Genomic DNA, 18,014 nt, shown 5'->3' with positions numbered 1-18,014 from the left:
CACCACGCCACGCCGGGGGCGCTCCGCGTTTCCAGGGGCTCCTGAAGCCTCCGCACGCCGCCCGGCAGGATGCCGCCGAGCCACCCACTCCACAAGGCACCTCACACGACAGGCCCGCCGGTTCCGCGACCGGCTCCTTCGACCGATGGACGGCCCAGGCCATCAGCAGACACCGGTGTCTGTTTGGAGGGGGTTCGCACTATGCTTCCCGCTGTGATCGAGGACCTCGGGGAGCTGTTGGGCGGCCGGTACCGGATCCTCGCCCCGATCGGCCGCGGCGGCATGGGCGTGGTGTGGCGCGCCTGGGACTCCGACCTGGACCGCACGGTCGCGATCAAGGAACTGCGGCTGCCCGAGCAGGTCGAAGCGGAGGAGCGCCAGGTCTTCTACGCCCGGATGGAACGCGAGGCCCGTGCCGCGGCCCGGCTCAAGCATCCCGGGATCATCACCGTCTACGACCGGGTGGCCGGTGAGGACGGCCGCCCGTGGATCGTGATGGAGTACATCGAGGGCGGTTCGCTGCACGACCTGCTGACCGAGAGGGAGCGGCTGCCGGTCGGCGAGGTCGCCCAGATCGGCGTCCAGATGCTGGACGCGTTGCGGCTCGCGCACGGCCAGGGCATCGTGCACCGCGACATCAAGCCCGCCAACGTGCTGCTCGAGGGCCGGCGGGTGGTGCTGACCGACTTCGGCATCGCCGCGCTGGACGGCGATGCCACCCTCACCCAGACCGGCGCCATCCTGGGCACCCCGGCGTTCATGGCCCCCGAGCAGGTGCGCGGGCGGGACGCCACCCCCGAGTCGGACCTGTGGTCCCTGGGCGCCACGCTCTTCGCCGCGGCCGAGGGCGGCCCGCCGTTCACCGGCACCAACCCCGGAGCGGTCTTCGTGGCCATCGCCACCGAGGACCCCGCCCCCTGCGTCCACTCCGGACCGCTCAGTGAGGTGCTCACCGGTCTCCTGAACAAGGACCCGGCGGCACGGCTGACCGCCGACCGCGCGCACGACCTCTTGGCCGCCCTGGCCACCGAAGCACCCGCTCCTCCACCACCGGCCGACGCCCCTGCGCCCCTGCCAATGCCAGGCGTTCAGGTGCCACCACCCGGCCCTCCGCCCGTACAGCCACAAACCAGGGCGGACGGCCCCGCACGGCAGGCGACGCCGGACTCATCCGACGAACTGCGTCCCCAGCTCATCGGCGCCTTGGCGGCCGTGCTCGTCGCGGCCGTCGTGATCGGGGCGGCGGTGCTCTTCTGGCCGGAGTCCGACAACGACCGGCTCGTCCCGGCGACCGGCTCGACGCCGCTCGGAGCGCCTCCTCCCGTGCAGCCGAGCCCCAGCCCCGAGGTCACCGGCACGCCGCGCGAGACGCTCAAGACCACCGGCGGGGCACGGTCCGTGTCGTTCAGCCGGGACGGAACCAAGCTGGCCGGCAGCTCCGACGGCGGCTCGATCAGGCTTTGGAACGCGACCGGCGGCCGCCCCACCGTCACCATGAAGCTCGAAACGCCCAAGTTCCCCATGGTGGCGTTCAGGCCCGACGGGAAAAGCCTGATCAGCGGCCAGTGGGACGGCTCCGTGCGGCTCTGGAACGTGGCGTCCCGCAGCTCCTCGGTCATCATGTCCGACCCCGACGGCGCCGGCGGGATCGCGATGAGCCCCGACGGCACGAAGGTCGCCCGGAGCGAGGGAAAGAAGATCCGGATCTTCGACGTGCCCGGGAACCGCACCGCCCGCACCCTGAGCGGCCATACCAAGTCCGCCGGCTCGGTGGCGTTCAGCCCGGACGGCAGGCTCCTGGCCAGCTCGAGCAGCCTCGACAACACCGTCCGGATCTGGGACGTGGCCTCCGGCCGCGCCCTCCGCGTCATCCCCAGCGAGGAACTGTCCATCTTCAGCGACATGCTGGCCTTCAGTCCGGACGGGAAGACCCTGGCCAAGGCCAACGACAAGAACAGCGTCCAGCTCTGGGACGTCGCCACCGGCAGCCTGACCAAGACCTTCACCAACGTCGAGGACTCGTCGTTCTACTCGCTGGCGTTCAGCCCCGACGGGAAGACCCTGGCCACCGGCACCGGCCGAGGTCTGATCAAGTTGTGGGACGTGGCGGGCGGCCGCGTCACCACCGTCCTCGCCGGCCACGACGATTCCGCGACGGTCAACGGGCTCGCCTTCCGTCCCGACGGCAGATCGCTGGCCAGCGCCGGCAGCGACGACACCGTCCGCCTCTGGGTAACCCCCTAACCCAGCCCCTGACCACTCCGGTAGGCCCGCGCTCCGAAGGAGCCGCCCCAGCGCCGCGGCGAGCAGCGCGGCAGATGCAAAACGGCCTACCGCCCCGCCAGGAACAGGCCAACTGCACCCCCGGCGGGCGGACGGCCCCAGCGCCCCCAAACATCCTCAAGCGTTCCCCGGCACTCCGACGCTCCCAGCGCCCCGACGCTTCCGGCGGACCCGGCGTCCGGGCAGCCCCGGCGTCCGGGCGGTCTCGGCACCCCCGGCGGTTCCAACGCCCCGACGCTCCCAGCTCCCAGCGCCCCGGCACCCCGAGTCTCCCAGCGGACCCGGCGTCCGGGCGGACCCGGCGTCCGGGCGGACCCGGCGTCCGGGCGGCCCCGGCGGTCCCAGCGTCCCAACTGTCCCCGGACGCCCCCGGCGGTCGGACGGTCCCAGCGTCCCGACGCCCCCGACACCCCCGGCGGTCCCAGCGTCCGGCGGTTCCGGCGGTTCCGGCGTCTCGGGCGGTCCCAGCGTCCGGGCACTCCCGGCACCCCGGGCGGTTCCGACGCCCCCGAAGCTCCTAGCGTCCCGGCGGTCCCGGCGGTCCCGGTGTCGGGGCGGCCCCGGCGTCTCGGGCGGCCCCGTCGGTCCCAGCGCCCCGACGTCCCCGGACGCCCCCGGCGGTCGAACGGTCCCAGCGTCCCGGCGGTTCCGCTGTCCGGGCGGCCCCAGCGTCTCGGGCGGCCCCGGCGTCCCGGCACCCCGGCGGTTCCGACGCCCCCGACGATCCCAGCGCCCCGGCACCCCGACGGTCTCGACGCCCCCGAGGGTCCCGGCGTCTGGGCGGTCCCGGTGTCCGGGCGGTCCCGCGCCCCCGACGCTCCCAGCGTCCCGACGGTCCGGGCGGACCCGGCGTCCGGGCGGACCCGGCGGTCCCAGCGTCCCAACTGTCCCCGGACGCCCCCGGCGGTCGGACGGTCCCAGCGTCCCGACCTGTCCCCGGACGCCTCCGGCGGCCCGTGGTCCGGGCGGTCCTAGCGTCCCGGTGCCCCCGGCGGTCTGAGCGTCGGGGCAACTGGGTTGTTGGGGGGCGGCTGATCAGCCGATGGTGACCAGGGCCACGCCCGCTGCGGCGATGGCGAGCCCGAGGCGTTGGACGACGCGTAGCCGCTCGCTGTAGGCGATCCTGGCCAGCAGCACCGTGATCGCGGGATACAGCGAGGTCAGGACGGCGGCAAGGCTGAGCATGCCCTGCTGGGCGGCGACGAAGTAGAGGGCGTTCGCGGAGGCGTCCAGGGTGCCTGACAGGACGGCCAGGCCGATGAGCAGCCGTCCCGAGACCGGGGGGCCGAGGTCTGCGCCGCGGGCCCAGATCATGACGGCCAAGGCCGCGCCGATCACGCACAGGTTGCCGACGCGGGCGGCGACCACCGGCCAGAGCCCGCTCGCGTCGCCGGCCCCCTTGAGCATGATGAAGAAGATCCCGAAGCAGACGCCGGAGATCCCGGCCATCAGCGGCCCGCTGTCCGCGAGCCGGGCGGACCAGGCAGGCATGCCCGCCACCCGCCCATCCGTGGACGCGGCCGCCTCCGGGGATGCCGATGGATTCGGAGATGCCCCGGTTGCGGTGGGGGTGTTGTTCTCCATGCTGATCAGGCCGATCGCGACCAGGCAGAGCAGGACGCCGGCCAGGACGGGGGCGTCCAGCTGCTCGCCGCGTAGTGTGCCGACGCCCACGGGCAGGACGGCGGCGGCGAGTGCGGACACGGGGGCCACCACGCTCATCGGGCCCCGGGCCAGTGCCCGGTAGAAGGTGATCAGGCCGGTGCCGCCCGCCAGGCCGGCGCCGAACCCCCAGGCCAGGGACGTCCAGGTGAACCGCCCGCCGATGACCAGCGCGGCCGCCAGGATCACTGCCAGGCCGACCGGCACGCACCAGGCCAGCGCCTTCAGCGCGCTGGTCCGGCGGGAGACGGCGCCGCCGAGGAAGTCGGCGACGCCGTAGGCGAGGGCGGCGCCGAGGGCCAGCAGCGTGACCATCAGCCGTCCGCGCCGATCAGCCGGCTTTCGATCCGCACGTCCGGGCTGATGGCGCGCAGCCGGGCGGCCAGGTCGTCGCCGGCGGCGCGGAGCCGGTCGAGGGGGTACGGGTCGAGCCGTTCGAGCAGGAACAGCCCGTTCACGGTGGATTCGGTGATGCGGGTGCGGACGCACTGCCGCCAGTTCCAGCGGCGGCAGGTCACCCCGGCGTCGTCGCGCCAGACCACCTCGCCCGGGAGCGGGTGCTCGACGGCAGGCTCGCCGCCCGCGACGGTGTCGAACGGCTCGTCCCCGGCCGCCCGGACGAGCCGTGCGGGCCCGCGGTAGGCGTCGAGGTCCTCGCCGCCGACCGGCAGGGCGTACTCGACGCTGATCGCGTTGTAGGCGTCCACGACCTTGTTGATCTGGGGCAGGGAGTCGGCCCGGCGCACCAGGGCGTCCACGGAGGGGCGGGTACGCTGCGGTTTGGCGCCGAAGGCGCGGTAGGCGTTCCGCCAGGCCTCCAGGTGCGGGTCGTCGGCGGCCTGTGCGGCGGCCTTGGCCGCCAGCGCCAGCCAGTCCGCCGTGAGGGCGTCGCCCGGCCCGTTGGCCAGGCCCTCGGCGGTGACGGCGAGCACCGCGACGTCCGGGCGCAACTCCCGCACGGCCCCGTCGATGACGATCCGCTCCAGCATTCCGGGCTCCCCTCCAGCACGGTCATTTTAATGAACTCCGCATACCATCTTACCGACCGCGAGGGGTGCTCGCGACGCTCTAAGGTGACGGAGGGGAGGACACCGTGAGCGATCAGGAAGCCATCGGCGAGGCCGTGGCCAGGACCGTGCGGGCGCTGCGGGCCGGGCACGGCTGGAGCCTGGACGAGCTGGCCGGCCGCGCCGGGGTGAGCAAGGGCGTCCTGGTCGGGCTGGAGCAGGGCCGCGGCAACCCCAACCTCGGCACCCTCATCCGCATCTCCGACGCCCTGGGCGTGCCGCTCACCCGGCTCGTCCAGGTCGAGGAGCAGCCGCCGATCAGGATGTTCCCGCCCGACCGCCACGTCGTCCTGTGGGAGGGCACGCACGGGGGCACCGGCACGCTCCTGGGCGGCAGCGATCCCCGGCCGTCCCTGGAGCTGTGGCGCTGGGAGCTGCGGCCGGGCGAGGTCAGGGAGAGCGATCCGCACGTGCCCGGCACCAAGGAGATCGTGTACGTGGAGGAGGGCGTTCTCACCCTGAACGTCGACGGCCGCGGCGACCTGGTCGAGGCCGGGACGGCGGCGGTGTTCGTCGGCGACCGGCCGCACACCTACGGCAACGCGGGCAAGGACGATCTCCGCTTCATCCTGGCCGTCCTGGACCTCTGACGCCCCCGGTTCTTTCACCCCCAAAGCGCGTTCCGGTCCGCGAGGGGTTTTCTCCGCGCGGCGTTCGGCGCATCGTCGTAGACGAGCGTGAATCAGGAACGGAGCATGCGCGTCAACGCGTTGGACGGGGTGTGCAGACGCTTGTCAGGACGCCACGGGACGGTCGTTGATCCCACCCGACGCGATTCGTCCCAGGCTCAGGTGAGAGGCCGTCAGCGGTGAACCGACACGAGACCCAGGGCCGCTCCGGGGTTACAGGCGCGCTGATGGTGCTCTCCGGTGGCACCGCGTGGCAGGTCGTCTCCCCCACGGTCGTCGAGGCTTCGCACATGCTCGCGGGAGTCGCCGCCGCGTCTCCGGCCGAGGTGTGGGTGGTGGGGCACGTCGGGCAGCATCCCCTCGTCGCCCGCTGGGACGGCACGAGGTGGACGATCCCGCCGGGCCCGCTGCCCGTCGCGAGCCATATCGGCGCCGGCTTCCGGGGGATAGCCGTCGCCGGCCGTGACTCCCGGGCAAAGCCCGCACGTCCCGCCGGAAGGCCGGAAGCGGACGTGTCCGTCCAGGCCATCGCGGTCGGCGGCGGCTACGACCGGCTGGCCGCGGCCGAGGTCCCGCTCATCCACCACTGGAACGGCTCCGTCTGGGACGCCTGGGAGGGCTGGCCCGAGGATCCCCGAGCGGCCCGCGGCTTCGTCCTGACCGACGTCGCCATGGTCGGCGAGGAGGCGTGGGCGGTCGGACACGGCCTTCTGCGGGGCGGCCCGCCCGGCCCTGTGGCCTTGCACCGGCACGGCGGCGCCTGGCACGCCGCCGAGACGCCTTCCGTGGCCAAGGGCAGACTGCTCGCCGTCTCCGCGACCAGCGACGGGGACGTGTGGGCCGTGGGCGCGGCCGACCGTACCGGGCTCGTCATGCACTACGACGGCCGCTCTTGGACGCGCGTGCCGATCCCCACGACCCGCTTCCCGCTCACCGGTGTCGTGGCGCTCGCCCGGGACGACGCCTGGGCCGTGGGCCGCGATCGGGTACTGCGCTGGAACGGCCGCAAGTGGCGCAAGGTGGACGCCCCGGTGACGGCCGCCAACACCGTGACCGCCCTCGCCCCGGACGACGTGTGGGTCGCCGGTGGACGCGGCGAACTCGCCCATTTCGACGGCCGCACCTGGAGCCGGACGCCGTCGCCCCAGCCGCTCGGCGACACCGCCGTGTGGCTGGCCTCCGCCTCCCTGCCCGCCCCCGAGGCGGGCGGCGCATGGCTGGTCGGCTCCCACCAGGTCCCCCAGGCCGGAACGGTCGGCACCGCCTCCAGCATCACCGCCCAATCCGGCGACTCCTAAGGAGGCGTCAGGCCGTCGTGCGGCGCCGGCAGGCGCATCGCCGTGCAAGCGGATCCCGGCACCCCACGCCGACGAGGGCGGGGACGTGCCGGGCCCCGCGATAGGCGGGTGGGCGGCTGTTACCGAGGGGTGTTCAGGAGGAGAGGCGGACGGGCATGGCCAGGTAGCGGTAGCCGGTGTCGCCTCCCGGGTCCGGTGGGGTCTCGTCCTCGGGCGCCTCGGCGTCCTTCTCCGGGTCGGGGACGGCGGTGAGGAGGGCGGCCTTGGTGGGGCCGGTGCACTGGAGCCGGGCGAACTCGGTGTCGATCCCGGCCAGACCGTCGAGCAGGTACTGCGGGCTGAACGCGATGTCGATCTCTTCGCCGTCCAGCGCGGCCGGCAGGCTCTCGTTGGCGCGGGCGGAGTCGCCGGAGGCGGCGCGGATCCGCACCTGGCCGGAGGCGAACGCCAGGCGGACCGGGGTGTTGCGCTCGGTCACCAGCGCCACCCGCTTGATCGCCTCGACGAACGGGGCGACGCGGACGCGGGCGGTGGAGGTCCACACGCCGGTGAGCCGGGACCGGTAGTCGATGAACTGGTCGTCGAGGAGGCGGGTGGTCATGCTGCGGCCGCCGCCGGAGACGCCGATCAGGACGTCGCCGGTGCCGGTCAGGCCGATGGCCACCTCGGCGCCCGGCCTGATCGCCTTGGCGGTGTCGGCGAGGGTGCGGGCGGGGACCACGACCCCGGCGGCGAAGTCGTCGCGGGACGGCGTCCAGGCCAGCTCGCGGGCGGCGATCCGGTAGCGGTCGGTGCAGGCCATCCGCATGGTGGTGCCCTCGACGTCGATCCGGACGCCGGTGAGCATGGGGAGGGTGTCGTCGCGGCCGGCGGCGGGCGTCACCTGGGCGACGGCGGCGGCGAACACCTCGCCCGGGACGGTTCCGGCGCGGGCGGGCGGCTCGGGCAGGCTGGGGTAGTCCTCCACCGGGAGGGGGAGCAGGCCGAACTCGGCGCTGCCGCAGCTCACCACGATCTCCGAGCCCTTGAGCGCGACGTCGACCGGTTGGTGCGGGAGGTTGCGGACGATCTCGGCCAGCAGCCGCCCCGGCACCAGGACCCGGCCGGGCGCGGTGACGGTCAGCCCGTCCTCGGCCGTGATCCTGGCCTGGGCGGACACCTCGTAGTCGAAGGCGGCCAGCGCCAGCTCGCCGTCGGCGGTCGCCTCGACCAGCAGGCCCGCGAGGACGGGCAGCGCGGGCCGGGACGGCAGCGTCCGCGCCGCCCACGCGACCGCGTCGGCCAGTGCCTGACGATCGACCCGGAACTCCATCGGTCGTGCTCCTCTGCCCCGATTCGTGCGTGCAGGGCCACCGTAACCGCCGCGTCCGACAGAACGCCGCCCGGCGGTCAGAAGAGGGTGGTCGCGGGCGTGCCGGAGTCCTTCACGCGGCGTTCGAAGTCGAGGAGGTAGCGCTTGCGCTCCAGCCCGCCGCCGTACCCGGTGAGCCCGCCGGACGAGCCCACGACGCGGTGGCACGGGACGATGACGCTGACCGGGTTGCGGCCGTTGGCCAGGCCGACGGCGCGTGAGGCGCCGGGCTTGCCGATCTCCTGTGCGAGTTCGCCGTACGAGACGGTCTCGCCGTAGGGGATCTCCTGGAGCGCGTCCCAGACCCGCTGCTGGAAGGGTGTGCCGCGCATGGCCAGCGGCACCTCGAACCGGTTCAGCTCACCGGCGAAGTAGGCCTTGAGCTGCTCGGCGACCTCCCTGTAGGGGGTGCTGTCGGCCGAGTCCGCGGGCACCCCGAAGGTCTCCTGGGCGGGGCGGTGCCGTTGCAGGTCCATGTAGAGCCCGGCCAGGGATCCGCCGTCCACCACGGCGGTCAGCGGGCCGATGGGGCTGTCCAGGACGGCGTGCGTGCGCTCGCCCGTGGACGTCGTGCCGATGCTCATGATTTTCCTTTCGATGGCATGGCCGCTCAGGCGGCGGGGAGGCGGTTGATGGCGTGGTCGCCGGTCGCCCAGAGGTACTGGACGGCGTATGCCCGCCAGGGGCGCCACGCGGCGGCGCGGCGGGTGAGCGCGGCGGGCGTCCCGGGCAGGCCGAGGTCGCGGGCGGCGGCGCGGACGCCCAGGTCGGTGGGGATGAACGCGTCGGGGTCGCCGAGGGCGCGCATGGCGATCGTCTCGATCGTCCAGGGGCCGATTCCGGGGAGTTCGCCGAGGGCGGCGCGGGCCTTGTCCCAGTCGCTGCCCGCGCCGAGGTCGATGCCGTCACTGGCGAGGGCGGCGACGAGGGTGGTGAAGGTGGTGCGGCGCGACTGCGGGAAGGCGAGCGTGGACGGGTCCAGGCCGGCCAGCGCTTCGGGGCCGGGGAACAGGTGCGTGAGCCCGCCCACCGGGGTGATCGGGTCGCCGTGGGCGGTGACCAGGCGCGCGGCGTGGGTGCGCGCCGCGGCGGTGGACACCTGCTGGCCCAGCACCGCGCGCACGGCGAACTCGGCCGGGTCGACGGTGCGCGGCACGCGCCGTCCCGGGGCCTTCTCCACCAGCGGCTCCAGGAGCGGGTCGGAGCGCAGCAGCTCGTCGACGGCGACCGGGTCGGCGTCGAGGTCGAGCAGGCGGCGGCAGCGGCTGATCGCGATGGTCAGGTCGCGGAGGTCGGTGAGGGACAGCGTGCAGGCGACGTGGTCGGGGTGCGGGCGCAGCGCGACGACGGCGTGCCCGTGGGGGAGGCGCAGCGTGCGCCGGTACGCGCCGTCCCGCCACTCCTCGACGCCCGGGACGGCGGTGGCCACCAGGTGCCCGAACAGGTTGTCCGGGCACAGCGGGGCGCGGAACGGCAGCCGCAGCGACAGCGACCCCGGCCCCGCGGTGGCCGGATGCCCGCGCGCCACCCGGTCGCGCAGTTCGCTCGGCGTGAGCGCGAACACCTCGCGGACGGTGTCGTTGAACGCCCGGATGCTGGCGAACCCGGCGCCGAACGCGATGTCGCCCATCGGCAGCGCGGTGGTCTCGATCAGCAGCCGCGCGGTCTGCGCGCGCTGGGCGCGGGCCAGCGCGAGCGGGCCGGCGCCCAGTTCGGCGTTCAGCAGCCGTTCGATCTGCCGCGGGCTGTAACCGAGGTGCGCGGCCAGGCCCGGGACGCCCTCGCGGTCGACCACCCCGTCCGCGATGAGCCGCATGGCGCGGGCCACGACGTCCGCGCGGTGGTTCCACTCGGGAGAGCCGGGGCTGGCGTCGGGACGGCAGCGCTTGCACGCCCGGAACCCGGCCTGCTGGGCGGCCGCGGCGCTGGGGTAGAAGCGCATGTTCTCCGGTTTGGGGGGCACCACGGGGCAACTGGGCCGACAATAGATGCCGGTGGTGACGACGGCGGTGTAGAACCACCCGTCGAACCGGGCGTCCTTGGACTGCACCGCGCGTACGCATCGCTCCACGTCCTCGTGCATGCCTCCAGCATCGTCGATGGTCACCGCGTTCCACTAGCGAGAATCCGACATCATCGTCGGCGGTCGCGGCGGCGATGACCCGCCAGGTAATCGATCTTCCGCGTCCGGCTTGGCACCGTGGTCCGTGCCGGGCGGCGAACCCCCGCCGCCCGCGTCACCGGACACGGAGGAGCGGACGATGAGCGACGTCAAGGACCTGGTGGAACGCTACCTGGCCGCCTGGAACGAGCGGGACGCCGGCGCCCGGCGCGCGGCCGTCGACGGCCTCTGCGCCGAGGACGCCACCTACACCGACCCGCTGGTGGACGTGGCGGGCCGGGACGCGATCGACGCCGTGATCGGCGCCGTCCAGCAGCGGTTCCCCGACTTCGTCTTCCGGTTGGCCGGAGACGTGGACGCGCACCACGACCTGGCCCGCTTCACCTGGGAACTCGGCCCGGAGGGCGGGGAGGCCGTGGTGGTCGGGTTCGACGTGGCGGTTCTGACCGGTGACGGCCGGATCGGCAAAGTGCACGGCTTCCTCGACAAGGTCCCCGCCGCCTGACCCGGCCCAACCCGTCCCAGCCCCGCTCACCCGGAACCGCGCCGCAGACTCCGGGGACGGGCTCGGCGCAGGGTCTGGCGCGGATTCCAGGGCGGGGCGGGCTCCGGCGAGGACGGGTCCGGCGCGGGCGGGGCGGAGACGCCCCGGGCGGGTTGAGGCCGGGCGGGGCGGAGGCGCCCCGGTGGGGGCCTTGAGGCCGGACGGGGGGGCGTGGTTGCGGGCCGGTGAGGTGGGGTTGCGCTCCTACGGTTCCCCCAGCGCAACCCCGGGCTCTCCCCGGGCGCCGTGACGCGGGATAGGGCTGGATAGGGCTGGATAGGGCGCCGATACGATCGAGTGAACGGCGTGGCCCACGGGGATGGCGGACTCATGAACGGTCGGCGTGGAAGGCGGGCGGCGCGTTCTCTGGTCGAAGGCGAGGCCGAGACCCTCACCTGGGCGGATGAGCGGGACGGCGACGGGAGCGGGGCGCGGCATTCGGCGCGGTGGCGTTCGGAGAGCGGTGCGCCCCCGCCCGGACGCGTGGTGGTCGCGGACGACCGCGTGAAGGCCGACGACGCGTACCGGCTGGCCTGCGAGGGCACCGCGCTGCTCTGGCAGGGCGATTTCCAGAACGCGCGGCAGTTGCTCCAAGCGATGATGCGGCGCGTGGACCGTCCGCCCAAGCGCGCGCAGCGAAAGCGGCAGCAGGCCGCGGAGCCGTCCCTGACTCAGGCGTTCCACATGCACCGCCAGGCGCAGGCACAGCGCGCCCGCACGTTGGGCATGGTGCTGATCCCGGTGGAGGCGGGCCATGTCGTTCCACTGCGACGCGCTCCCGATGTAAGGCAGGCGTGCTTCGAGGCGTACGGGCCGGGCGACGAGCCTTACGTGGTGTCGTTGCGCGAACTGCTGGGCGTCATCGGCGCGCACGAGTGGCGCGAGAAGGGCGTCTCCATCCCGGCGCTGGGCGGAGACCGCATCCATCCGCATTACGGGGTCTTCTCCCCGGTGCGGGGCGAGTACGTCTCCCTGGTCGCGGAGGCTCCTCTTCCGGTGTCCAGGTCCTTGGCGTACGACATCGGCACTGGGACGGGGGTGCTCGCAGCCGTCCTGGCACGCCGTGGCCTGGAACGCGTCGTGGCCACCGACCAGGACCCGCGCGCGCTTGCCTGCGCCCACGAGAACATCACGCGCCTGGGTCTGACGGACCGGGTGGAGGTCGTGGAGGCCGACCTGTGGCCGCCGTCCCCGTCAGGCGGCGCATCGCTGGTGGTGTGCAATCCGCCGTGGGTGCCCGCACGCCCAAGCTCCCCTTTGGAGCACGCGGTCTACGACCCTGAGAGCCGTATGCTCCGCGCCTACCTCGGCGGACTCGCCCAGCACCTCGCGCCCGGCGGCGAGGGCTGGCTGATCCTCTCCGACCTGGCCGAGCATCTGGGCCTGCGGACGCGCGCAGAACTCCTGGCGGCGTTCGACGCCGGCGGCCTGAAGGTGGCGGGACGCCTGGACGCCAAGCCCGTCCATCCGCGCGCCGCCGATGCCGACGACCAGCTCCACGAGGCGCGCGCGGCCGAAGTCACCTCCCTCTGGCGCCTCGTCCCCGCCTGACCGCCTGACCCGACTTCGAACGCCGTTCCCTCCCCTCTGCTGTGCCCTATAGTAAACGAACAGACATTTATTAACTCTGGAGAGGGACGACGATCATGGGGCAGCTCACCGACACCGTCGCGCTCGTCGCCGGCGCCACGCGCGGGGCCGGCCGGGGGATCGCCACCGAGCTGGGCGCGGCCGGGGCGACGGTGTACGTCACCGGCCGCACGTCCCGGGACACCGGCCGCTCCGACCTCGACCGTCCGGAGACGATCGAGGAGACCGCCGAACAGGTCACCGGACGCGGCGGCACCGGCATCCCGGTCCGCTGCGACCACTCCGACCCCGACCAGGTGCGCGCCCTCACCGAGCGGATCGCCCAGGACCACGGACGCCTCGACCTGCTCGTCAACGACATCTGGGGCGGAGACGCCCTCACCCAGTGGGACAAGCGGCTGTGGGAGCACGACCTCGGCAACGGCCTCACGCTGCTGCACCGCGCCGTCGACACCCACATCATCACCAGCCACCACGCGCTGCCGCTCCTGATCGGCACGGGCCGCGGCCTGGTCATCGAGATCACCGACGGCACCGAGCAGTGGGTCGAGGAGATGCTCGACGGCTACCGCGGCACGTTCTTCTACGACCTGGCCAAGCACGCGGTGATCAGGATGGCCCGCAACCAAGCCGCCGAGCTCAAACCGCACGGCGTCGCGGCGCTCTCGCTCACACCCGGCTTCCTGCGCTCGGAGGCCATGCTCGACCACTTCGGCGTCACCGAGGCCACCTGGCGGGACGGCGCCGCCAAGGACCCGCACTTCGCCCAGTCCGAGACGCCCGCCTACATCGGGAGAGCCGTCGTCGCGCTCGCCGCCGACCCGGAGATCATGTCCAAGACGGGCGGCTCGTACGACACCGGGGGCCTGTCCGCGGAGTACGGGTTCACCGACGTGGACGGCACCCGTCCCGACTTCGCCGCCTACTACCGCGACTTCCTGGCCACCTCGAAGACCACCCCCACCCCCTGACCGCCGAACGTCCCTCGGCCGGCGCCCTCAATTGGAGGCTTCTCGGCGGGCGACCTCGTCCAGAGGTTCGGCGGCGCCCGCCTCGAAGTCGTTCTCGTAGGCGGCGTCGCCCAAGGCGAGGCGGAGGCCGGCGGCGATGCGGTCGACATCGCCCCGCTCCGCCGATGGCAGCGGAAGGCCGACCGACGCCCTGGCCGCATGCGCCGCGCCCAGCAGCCGGGCCGCGCGGCCGTGCTCGTCCACCAGTACCCACGCCCCCGCCAGGCCCTCGAACGCCAACGCCAGCGCGCGCCGGTCCTCTGTGGAACGAGCGGCGGCCAAGCCCTCCCGGTGCAGCGCGAGTGCCTCCCCGGCGTCGCCACGCAGTTCCGCCACGAACCCCAGCTCGGCGAGGGTGAAGGCCACCCCGGCCTCGCCCTCCCAGCGGCGGCACCACTCCAGCCAGGCCCGCAGGTGCCGCTCCGCCTCGTCCAGGCGTCCCCGCCTTCGGGCCAGCATGCCCAGGCCCACCTCGGCGAACTCCTGGCCGCGCAGGTACGAGCGTGCCGCGGCCAGGTCCCACGCACGCCGGTGCAGTTCCTCAGCCTGGTCGAGGTCACCCTTGAGGAGGGCGACCCGTCCCAGCCTGGCGAGCATGCCGGACGCCTCGTTCCACAGCCCCAGGTCCTCGGCCACGCGCAGGCCGTCCCGGCGCAGCCGCTCGGCGCGCTCGTAATCGCCGGTGATCTCGGCCAGCTCGCCCAGGACATGGACGATCTTCAGCTCCCCCCAGCGGTCGCCGAGCTCCCGGAACAGCGCCATGGCTTCCTCGCCGTCGCGCTGTGCCCGGTCCGTCTCGCCGCGGTAGAGGGAGACCTCCGCGCGGACGCTCAGCGCCGCCGCCGTACCCCAGCGGTCACCGAGCATGCGGTGCTCCGCGAGCGCCTCCTCCACCAGCGCGAACCCGGCACCGGCCGCGGAGTCGCCGAAACCGAGCCGGCAGAACCCCACGAACCAGCGCGCCCGCGCCCGTCCCGCCGGGTCGTCGGCCTCGTCGTACAGGCGCAGGACCGATCGGCTGTACCGGATCGGATCCGGCTCGCTGCCGTCCAGGACCAGCAGCGCCATGCCCGCGTCCCAGGCCATCGCCGCCGCCCGCACCGGATCGGCCGAGGGAACCGCCGTGCCCGCCGCCGTCAGGGCCAACTGGAGTGAGCGGCGCGCCTCGGCGTACCGGCCCCGCAGAAACCAGTACCAGGCCAGCGCATTGACCAGCCGCAACGCCGCCTCCGGAGCCCTCGCCCCCGCACCGGACGCGTCCCCAGCGCCCGGCGCCAGCCCCACATCGGACGTGGGAGCCACACCGGCGTCGCACGCAGCGCCCGGCGCCAGCCCCACAGCGGACGCTGGCCCCGGGCCAGGCGTCGGCGCGGCGCCGGTTGATGCGGTGCCTACCGCTGTTTCCAGGGCGGTGCGGAGGTTGGCGGCCTCGGCGTCCAGGTGTTCCAGCCAGCGGCGCTGGTCATGGCCGCGGAGGAAGGGTTCGGCGCGTTCGGCCAGTGCCAGGTGGTGGTCGAGGTGACGGCGCCGCACGCGGTCGAGTTCGCCCGCCTCGTCCAGGCGTTCCCTGGCGTACGCGGCGACCGATTCCAGCAGCCGGTAACGCACCTCCCGCGCCCCGGCCGCATCCGCGGTGGGAGGGTGCACCGGGACGACCAGGGAGCGGTCGATCAGCCGGCCCAGCAGCCCGAGCACCTCGTCCGCCCGGACGCCGTCCCCCGAGCAGACCTCCTCCGCCGACCGCAGCGTGCAGCCGCCCGCGTGCACCGCCAGCCGCCGCAGCACGACCCGTTCGGGCTCGGTCAGCAGCTCCCAGCTCCAGTCGATCATCGCCCGGAGCGTGCGCTGGCGGGCGGGCAGGCCGCGCGGAGCGGCCGTCAGCACCCGGAACCGGTCGTCGAGCCGTTCCGCCAGCTCGTGCACGCCCATGGCCCGTACCCGGGTCGCCGCCAGTTCCAGGGCCAGCGGGATCCCGTCCAGCCGGCGGCAGATCGCGGCGACCGCGGCGGCGTTCGACGCGTCCAGGGCGAAGCCGGGGGCGGCCGCCCGCGCCCGCGCCACGAACAGCCGCACCGCGCTCGACCGCCCTTCCAGCAGGTCGCCGGCATCCTCGGCGGGAGGCAGGTCCAGGGGCTGGACGGTCCACAGGCGTTCCCCGACCACCGCCAAGGGCTCCTGGCTGGTCGCGAGGACGCGCAGGTCCGGTGCCTCGCGGAGCAGCTCGGCGGCCAGTTCGGCGGCGGGGCCCACCACGTGTTCGCAGTTGTCCAGCACGAGCAGCATCCGCTTCATGCGCACGGCCTCGACGAGCCGTTCGAGCAGCGGGCGGGTCCGTTCGTCCGCCGCCGGACGCGAGGCCGGGCCGTCGTCGCGGATGCCGAGCACCGCGGCGACGGCCTCGGCCACCCGCGCGGCACCCTCGCTCCCCGCCTTCGCCGGGGGCTGCGCGGCCAGTTCCACCGCCAGCACGCCGTCGGGGAACGCGTCCTCCGACCGCCGCGCGGCCTCGAACGCCAGCCGGGTCTTGCCGACGCCGCCGGCCCCGGTCAGCGTCACCAGGCGTTCCTCGGACGCGAGCAGCCCGCGCACCTCCCGCACCGCGTCCTCCCGTCCGATCAGCGCGGTCAGCGGATGCGGCAGGTTGCTCACGGGACGAGCCGTCGCGGGAGACCGTGACGGCGGCGTTCGCAGAGCGGGGTCCTGGCGCAGGATGGCCTGGTGTAGAGCGACCAGCTCCGGCCCTGGGTCGATGCCCAGTTCGTCCTGGAGCAGGTGCCGGAAGCCGGTGTAGTCGGCCAGGGCCTCGCTCTGCCGTCCCGACAGGTAGAGGGCCCGGATGTACGCGGCGCGGAGCCGTTCACGCAGAGGATGGACCGAGACGGCATCACCGAGCTCGCTCACCAGGGTCCCGTGCTCCCCCAGCTCCAGCCGCGTCTCCGCCAGGTCCTCGACCGCGACGAGCCGCCGCTCCTCGAGCCGCTGGATCTCCGTCCGCGCGAACTCCTCGTCGGCGAAGTCGGCGAACGCCGGGCCGCGCCACAGGTCCAGGGCCTGCGCCAGCGACCGTGCCCGGGCCCGCGGATCGGCGCCGGCCCGCTCGTCCGCGTCCCGCAGCAGCGCGAGGAAGCGGTCCGCGTCCACCTCCCCCGGAACCGTCCTGATCAGGTAGCCGGGGGAGCGGAAGGCGACCAGTTCGAGGCCGGGACGGCCGGTCGCGCCGGCCAGGACGCGGCGGAGCTGCGACACCTTGGCGCGGAGCGTGGCGGCGGGGCTGCCCGGCGGTTCCGTCCCCCACAGGTCCTCGATCAGCCGGTCGGCCGGCACGGGACGGCCGCGATGGATCAGCAGGACGGCCAGCAGCGCCCTGACCTTGGTCTCCGGTACGCGGACGGCCCTTCCGTCCGCCGCCCAGACTTCCAGCGACCCCAGCACCCCGAAACGCACGCGGCCAGTTAACCCGCACCCCGCCGCGCACCGCACCACAAGCCGACCCGAACCAGACCGCAACGCCCGTCCCGCAGTGTTGAGACCGCCCCGAACCACGACCGACGAGGAAGACGATGACGACCGATACGACGACGAACAGCCCGGTCACCGTGCTCGGGCTCGGCTCCATGGGAAGCGCTCTCGCCGCGGCCCTGCTCAAGGCCGGGCACCCCACCACCGTCTGGAACCGTTCACCCGGGAAGGCCGACGACCTCGTCGCGGCCGGAGCCGTCCGGGCCGCCTCCGTCACCGACGCGATCAAGGCGAGCCCGCTGGTGATCGCCTGCCTGCTCGACTATCCCGTCGTGGAGGAGCTGCTCGCCCCGGCCGCCGACGCCCTCACCGGCCGCGACCTGGTCAACCTCACCAACGGCACGCCCGACCAGGCCCGGGCGCTCGCCGCCCGGCTGGACGCGCGCGGCGCCTGGTACGTCGACGGCGGCATCATGGCGATCCCCCGGCTCATCGGCACGCCCGAGGGGTTCATTCTCTACAGCGGCTCGCGCGAGACGTTCGACCGGGCGCGGCCGGCGCTCGACCGCCTCGGCGGCGCCCACTACCTGGGCGGGGACGCCGGGCTCGCCTCGCTGTACGACCTGGCCCTGCTCAGCGCCATGTACGGGATGGCCTCCGGAGTCCGGCACGCGATCACCATGGTGGGGGAGGAACGGGCCGCCGAGTTCGGCTCGGCGTACCTCGCTCCGTGGCTGCAGGCGATGGCGGCGCCGATCGGGCAGGGCGCGGCGGAGGACGAGGAGGCCTCGCCGCTCGGCATGCAGGCGGTCGGGATGTCCAACATCGTCGAGGCGTCCCGCGGCGAGGGCGTCCCGAACGTGCTCCTCAGCCACCTGCTCATCGCGATGCAGGACATCGTGGACGCCGGTCACGACGACCTCCTCCCGCCCCTGATCGACCAGATCAGGAAAGCGGGCTGACGGCGATCGGCCCCGGGCTCGCCCGGGGCCGACCAGG

Annotated in this window: 13 protein-coding genes; 7 read left to right on the top strand and 6 right to left on the bottom strand. The window is 74.1% G+C overall.

What is annotated here, in order from left to right; all coding sequences use genetic code 11:
* Positions 1-213 precede the first annotated feature (213 nt).
* Positions 214-2,244, top strand: coding sequence for a WD40 repeat domain-containing serine/threonine protein kinase (locus ACFPZN_RS05195; RefSeq protein WP_378280629.1), 2,031 nt, complete (start codon positions 214-216; stop codon positions 2,242-2,244).
* Between the two features lie 1,074 nt (positions 2,245-3,318).
* On the opposite strand, the gene ACFPZN_RS05190 is transcribed toward ACFPZN_RS05195, so the two are convergent.
* Together ACFPZN_RS05190 and ACFPZN_RS05185 are read right to left on the bottom strand one after the other, a co-directional pair.
* Entirely contained in the window at positions 3,319-4,260 is a 942-nt protein-coding gene (locus ACFPZN_RS05190; RefSeq protein ID WP_378280628.1) for an EamA family transporter, read from the bottom strand.
* Positions 4,260-4,934 carry a B3/B4 domain-containing protein gene (locus tag ACFPZN_RS05185; protein ID WP_378280627.1) on the bottom strand — a complete coding sequence of 225 codons (675 nt, stop codon included), beginning with the start codon at positions 4,932-4,934 and terminating at the stop codon, positions 4,260-4,262. Before ACFPZN_RS05185 ends, ACFPZN_RS05190 begins: the two co-directional genes overlap by 1 nt.
* Before the next feature lie 104 nt (positions 4,935-5,038).
* Between ACFPZN_RS05185 and ACFPZN_RS05180 the strand changes: the two genes are divergently transcribed.
* Positions 5,039-5,602 (top strand): helix-turn-helix domain-containing protein, encoded by a 564-nt coding sequence (locus ACFPZN_RS05180; protein WP_378280626.1) that lies wholly within the window; start codon positions 5,039-5,041, stop codon positions 5,600-5,602.
* A gap of 266 nt (positions 5,603-5,868) precedes the next feature.
* Positions 5,869-6,939, top strand: coding sequence for a beta propeller repeat protein (locus ACFPZN_RS05175; protein WP_378280625.1), 1,071 nt, complete (start codon positions 5,869-5,871; stop codon positions 6,937-6,939).
* Positions 6,940-7,072: 133 nt separating this feature from the next.
* Here the strand turns inward: ACFPZN_RS05175 and dnaN are convergent, their stop codons facing one another.
* The 3 genes from dnaN to ACFPZN_RS05160 all read right to left on the bottom strand — a co-directional run bounded on the left by dnaN (position 7,073) and on the right by ACFPZN_RS05160 (position 10,373).
* Complete coding sequence (gene dnaN, locus ACFPZN_RS05170; protein WP_378280624.1) at positions 7,073-8,251, bottom strand: DNA polymerase III subunit beta; 1,179 nt, start codon at positions 8,249-8,251, stop codon at positions 7,073-7,075.
* A 77-nt stretch (positions 8,252-8,328) separates the two neighbouring features.
* Positions 8,329-8,874, bottom strand: a complete 546-nt coding sequence (locus tag ACFPZN_RS05165; RefSeq protein WP_378280623.1) for a methylated-DNA--[protein]-cysteine S-methyltransferase — start codon at positions 8,872-8,874, stop codon at positions 8,329-8,331.
* A gap of 26 nt (positions 8,875-8,900) precedes the next feature.
* Positions 8,901-10,373, bottom strand: coding sequence for an AlkA N-terminal domain-containing protein (locus ACFPZN_RS05160; RefSeq protein WP_378280622.1), 1,473 nt, complete (start codon positions 10,371-10,373; stop codon positions 8,901-8,903).
* Positions 10,374-10,551: 178 nt separating this feature from the next.
* Here ACFPZN_RS05160 and ACFPZN_RS05155 point away from each other — a divergent pair, with 178 nt between their 5' ends.
* The 3 genes from ACFPZN_RS05155 to ACFPZN_RS05145 all read left to right on the top strand — a co-directional run bounded on the left by ACFPZN_RS05155 (position 10,552) and on the right by ACFPZN_RS05145 (position 13,517).
* Positions 10,552-10,917 (top strand): nuclear transport factor 2 family protein, encoded by a 366-nt coding sequence (locus ACFPZN_RS05155; protein ID WP_378280621.1) that lies wholly within the window; start codon positions 10,552-10,554, stop codon positions 10,915-10,917.
* A gap of 369 nt (positions 10,918-11,286) precedes the next feature.
* Positions 11,287-12,507 carry a methyltransferase gene (locus tag ACFPZN_RS05150; RefSeq protein WP_378280620.1) on the top strand — a complete coding sequence of 407 codons (1,221 nt, stop codon included), beginning with the start codon at positions 11,287-11,289 and terminating at the stop codon, positions 12,505-12,507.
* Between the two features lie 95 nt (positions 12,508-12,602).
* A complete protein-coding gene (locus tag ACFPZN_RS05145; protein WP_378280619.1) occupies positions 12,603-13,517 on the top strand; it encodes an SDR family oxidoreductase in 915 nt (304 codons plus the stop codon).
* Between the two features lie 27 nt (positions 13,518-13,544).
* Here the strand turns inward: ACFPZN_RS05145 and ACFPZN_RS05140 are convergent, their stop codons facing one another.
* Positions 13,545-17,000 (bottom strand): AfsR/SARP family transcriptional regulator, encoded by a 3,456-nt coding sequence (locus ACFPZN_RS05140; protein WP_378280618.1) that lies wholly within the window; start codon positions 16,998-17,000, stop codon positions 13,545-13,547.
* 116 nt (positions 17,001-17,116) lie between these two features.
* Here ACFPZN_RS05140 and ACFPZN_RS05135 point away from each other — a divergent pair, with 116 nt between their 5' ends.
* Positions 17,117-17,977: an NAD(P)-dependent oxidoreductase gene (locus ACFPZN_RS05135; protein WP_378280617.1), complete on the top strand. Its 861-nt coding sequence runs from the start codon at positions 17,117-17,119 to the stop codon at positions 17,975-17,977.
* Positions 17,978-18,014 lie beyond the last annotated feature (37 nt).

Origin of the sequence: Actinomadura rugatobispora, assembly GCF_042656285.1 — a bacterium.
GTDB lineage: Bacteria > Actinomycetota > Actinomycetes > Streptosporangiales > Streptosporangiaceae > Spirillospora > Spirillospora rugatobispora.
This window is presented reverse-complemented; position numbering and strand designations above follow the sequence as displayed.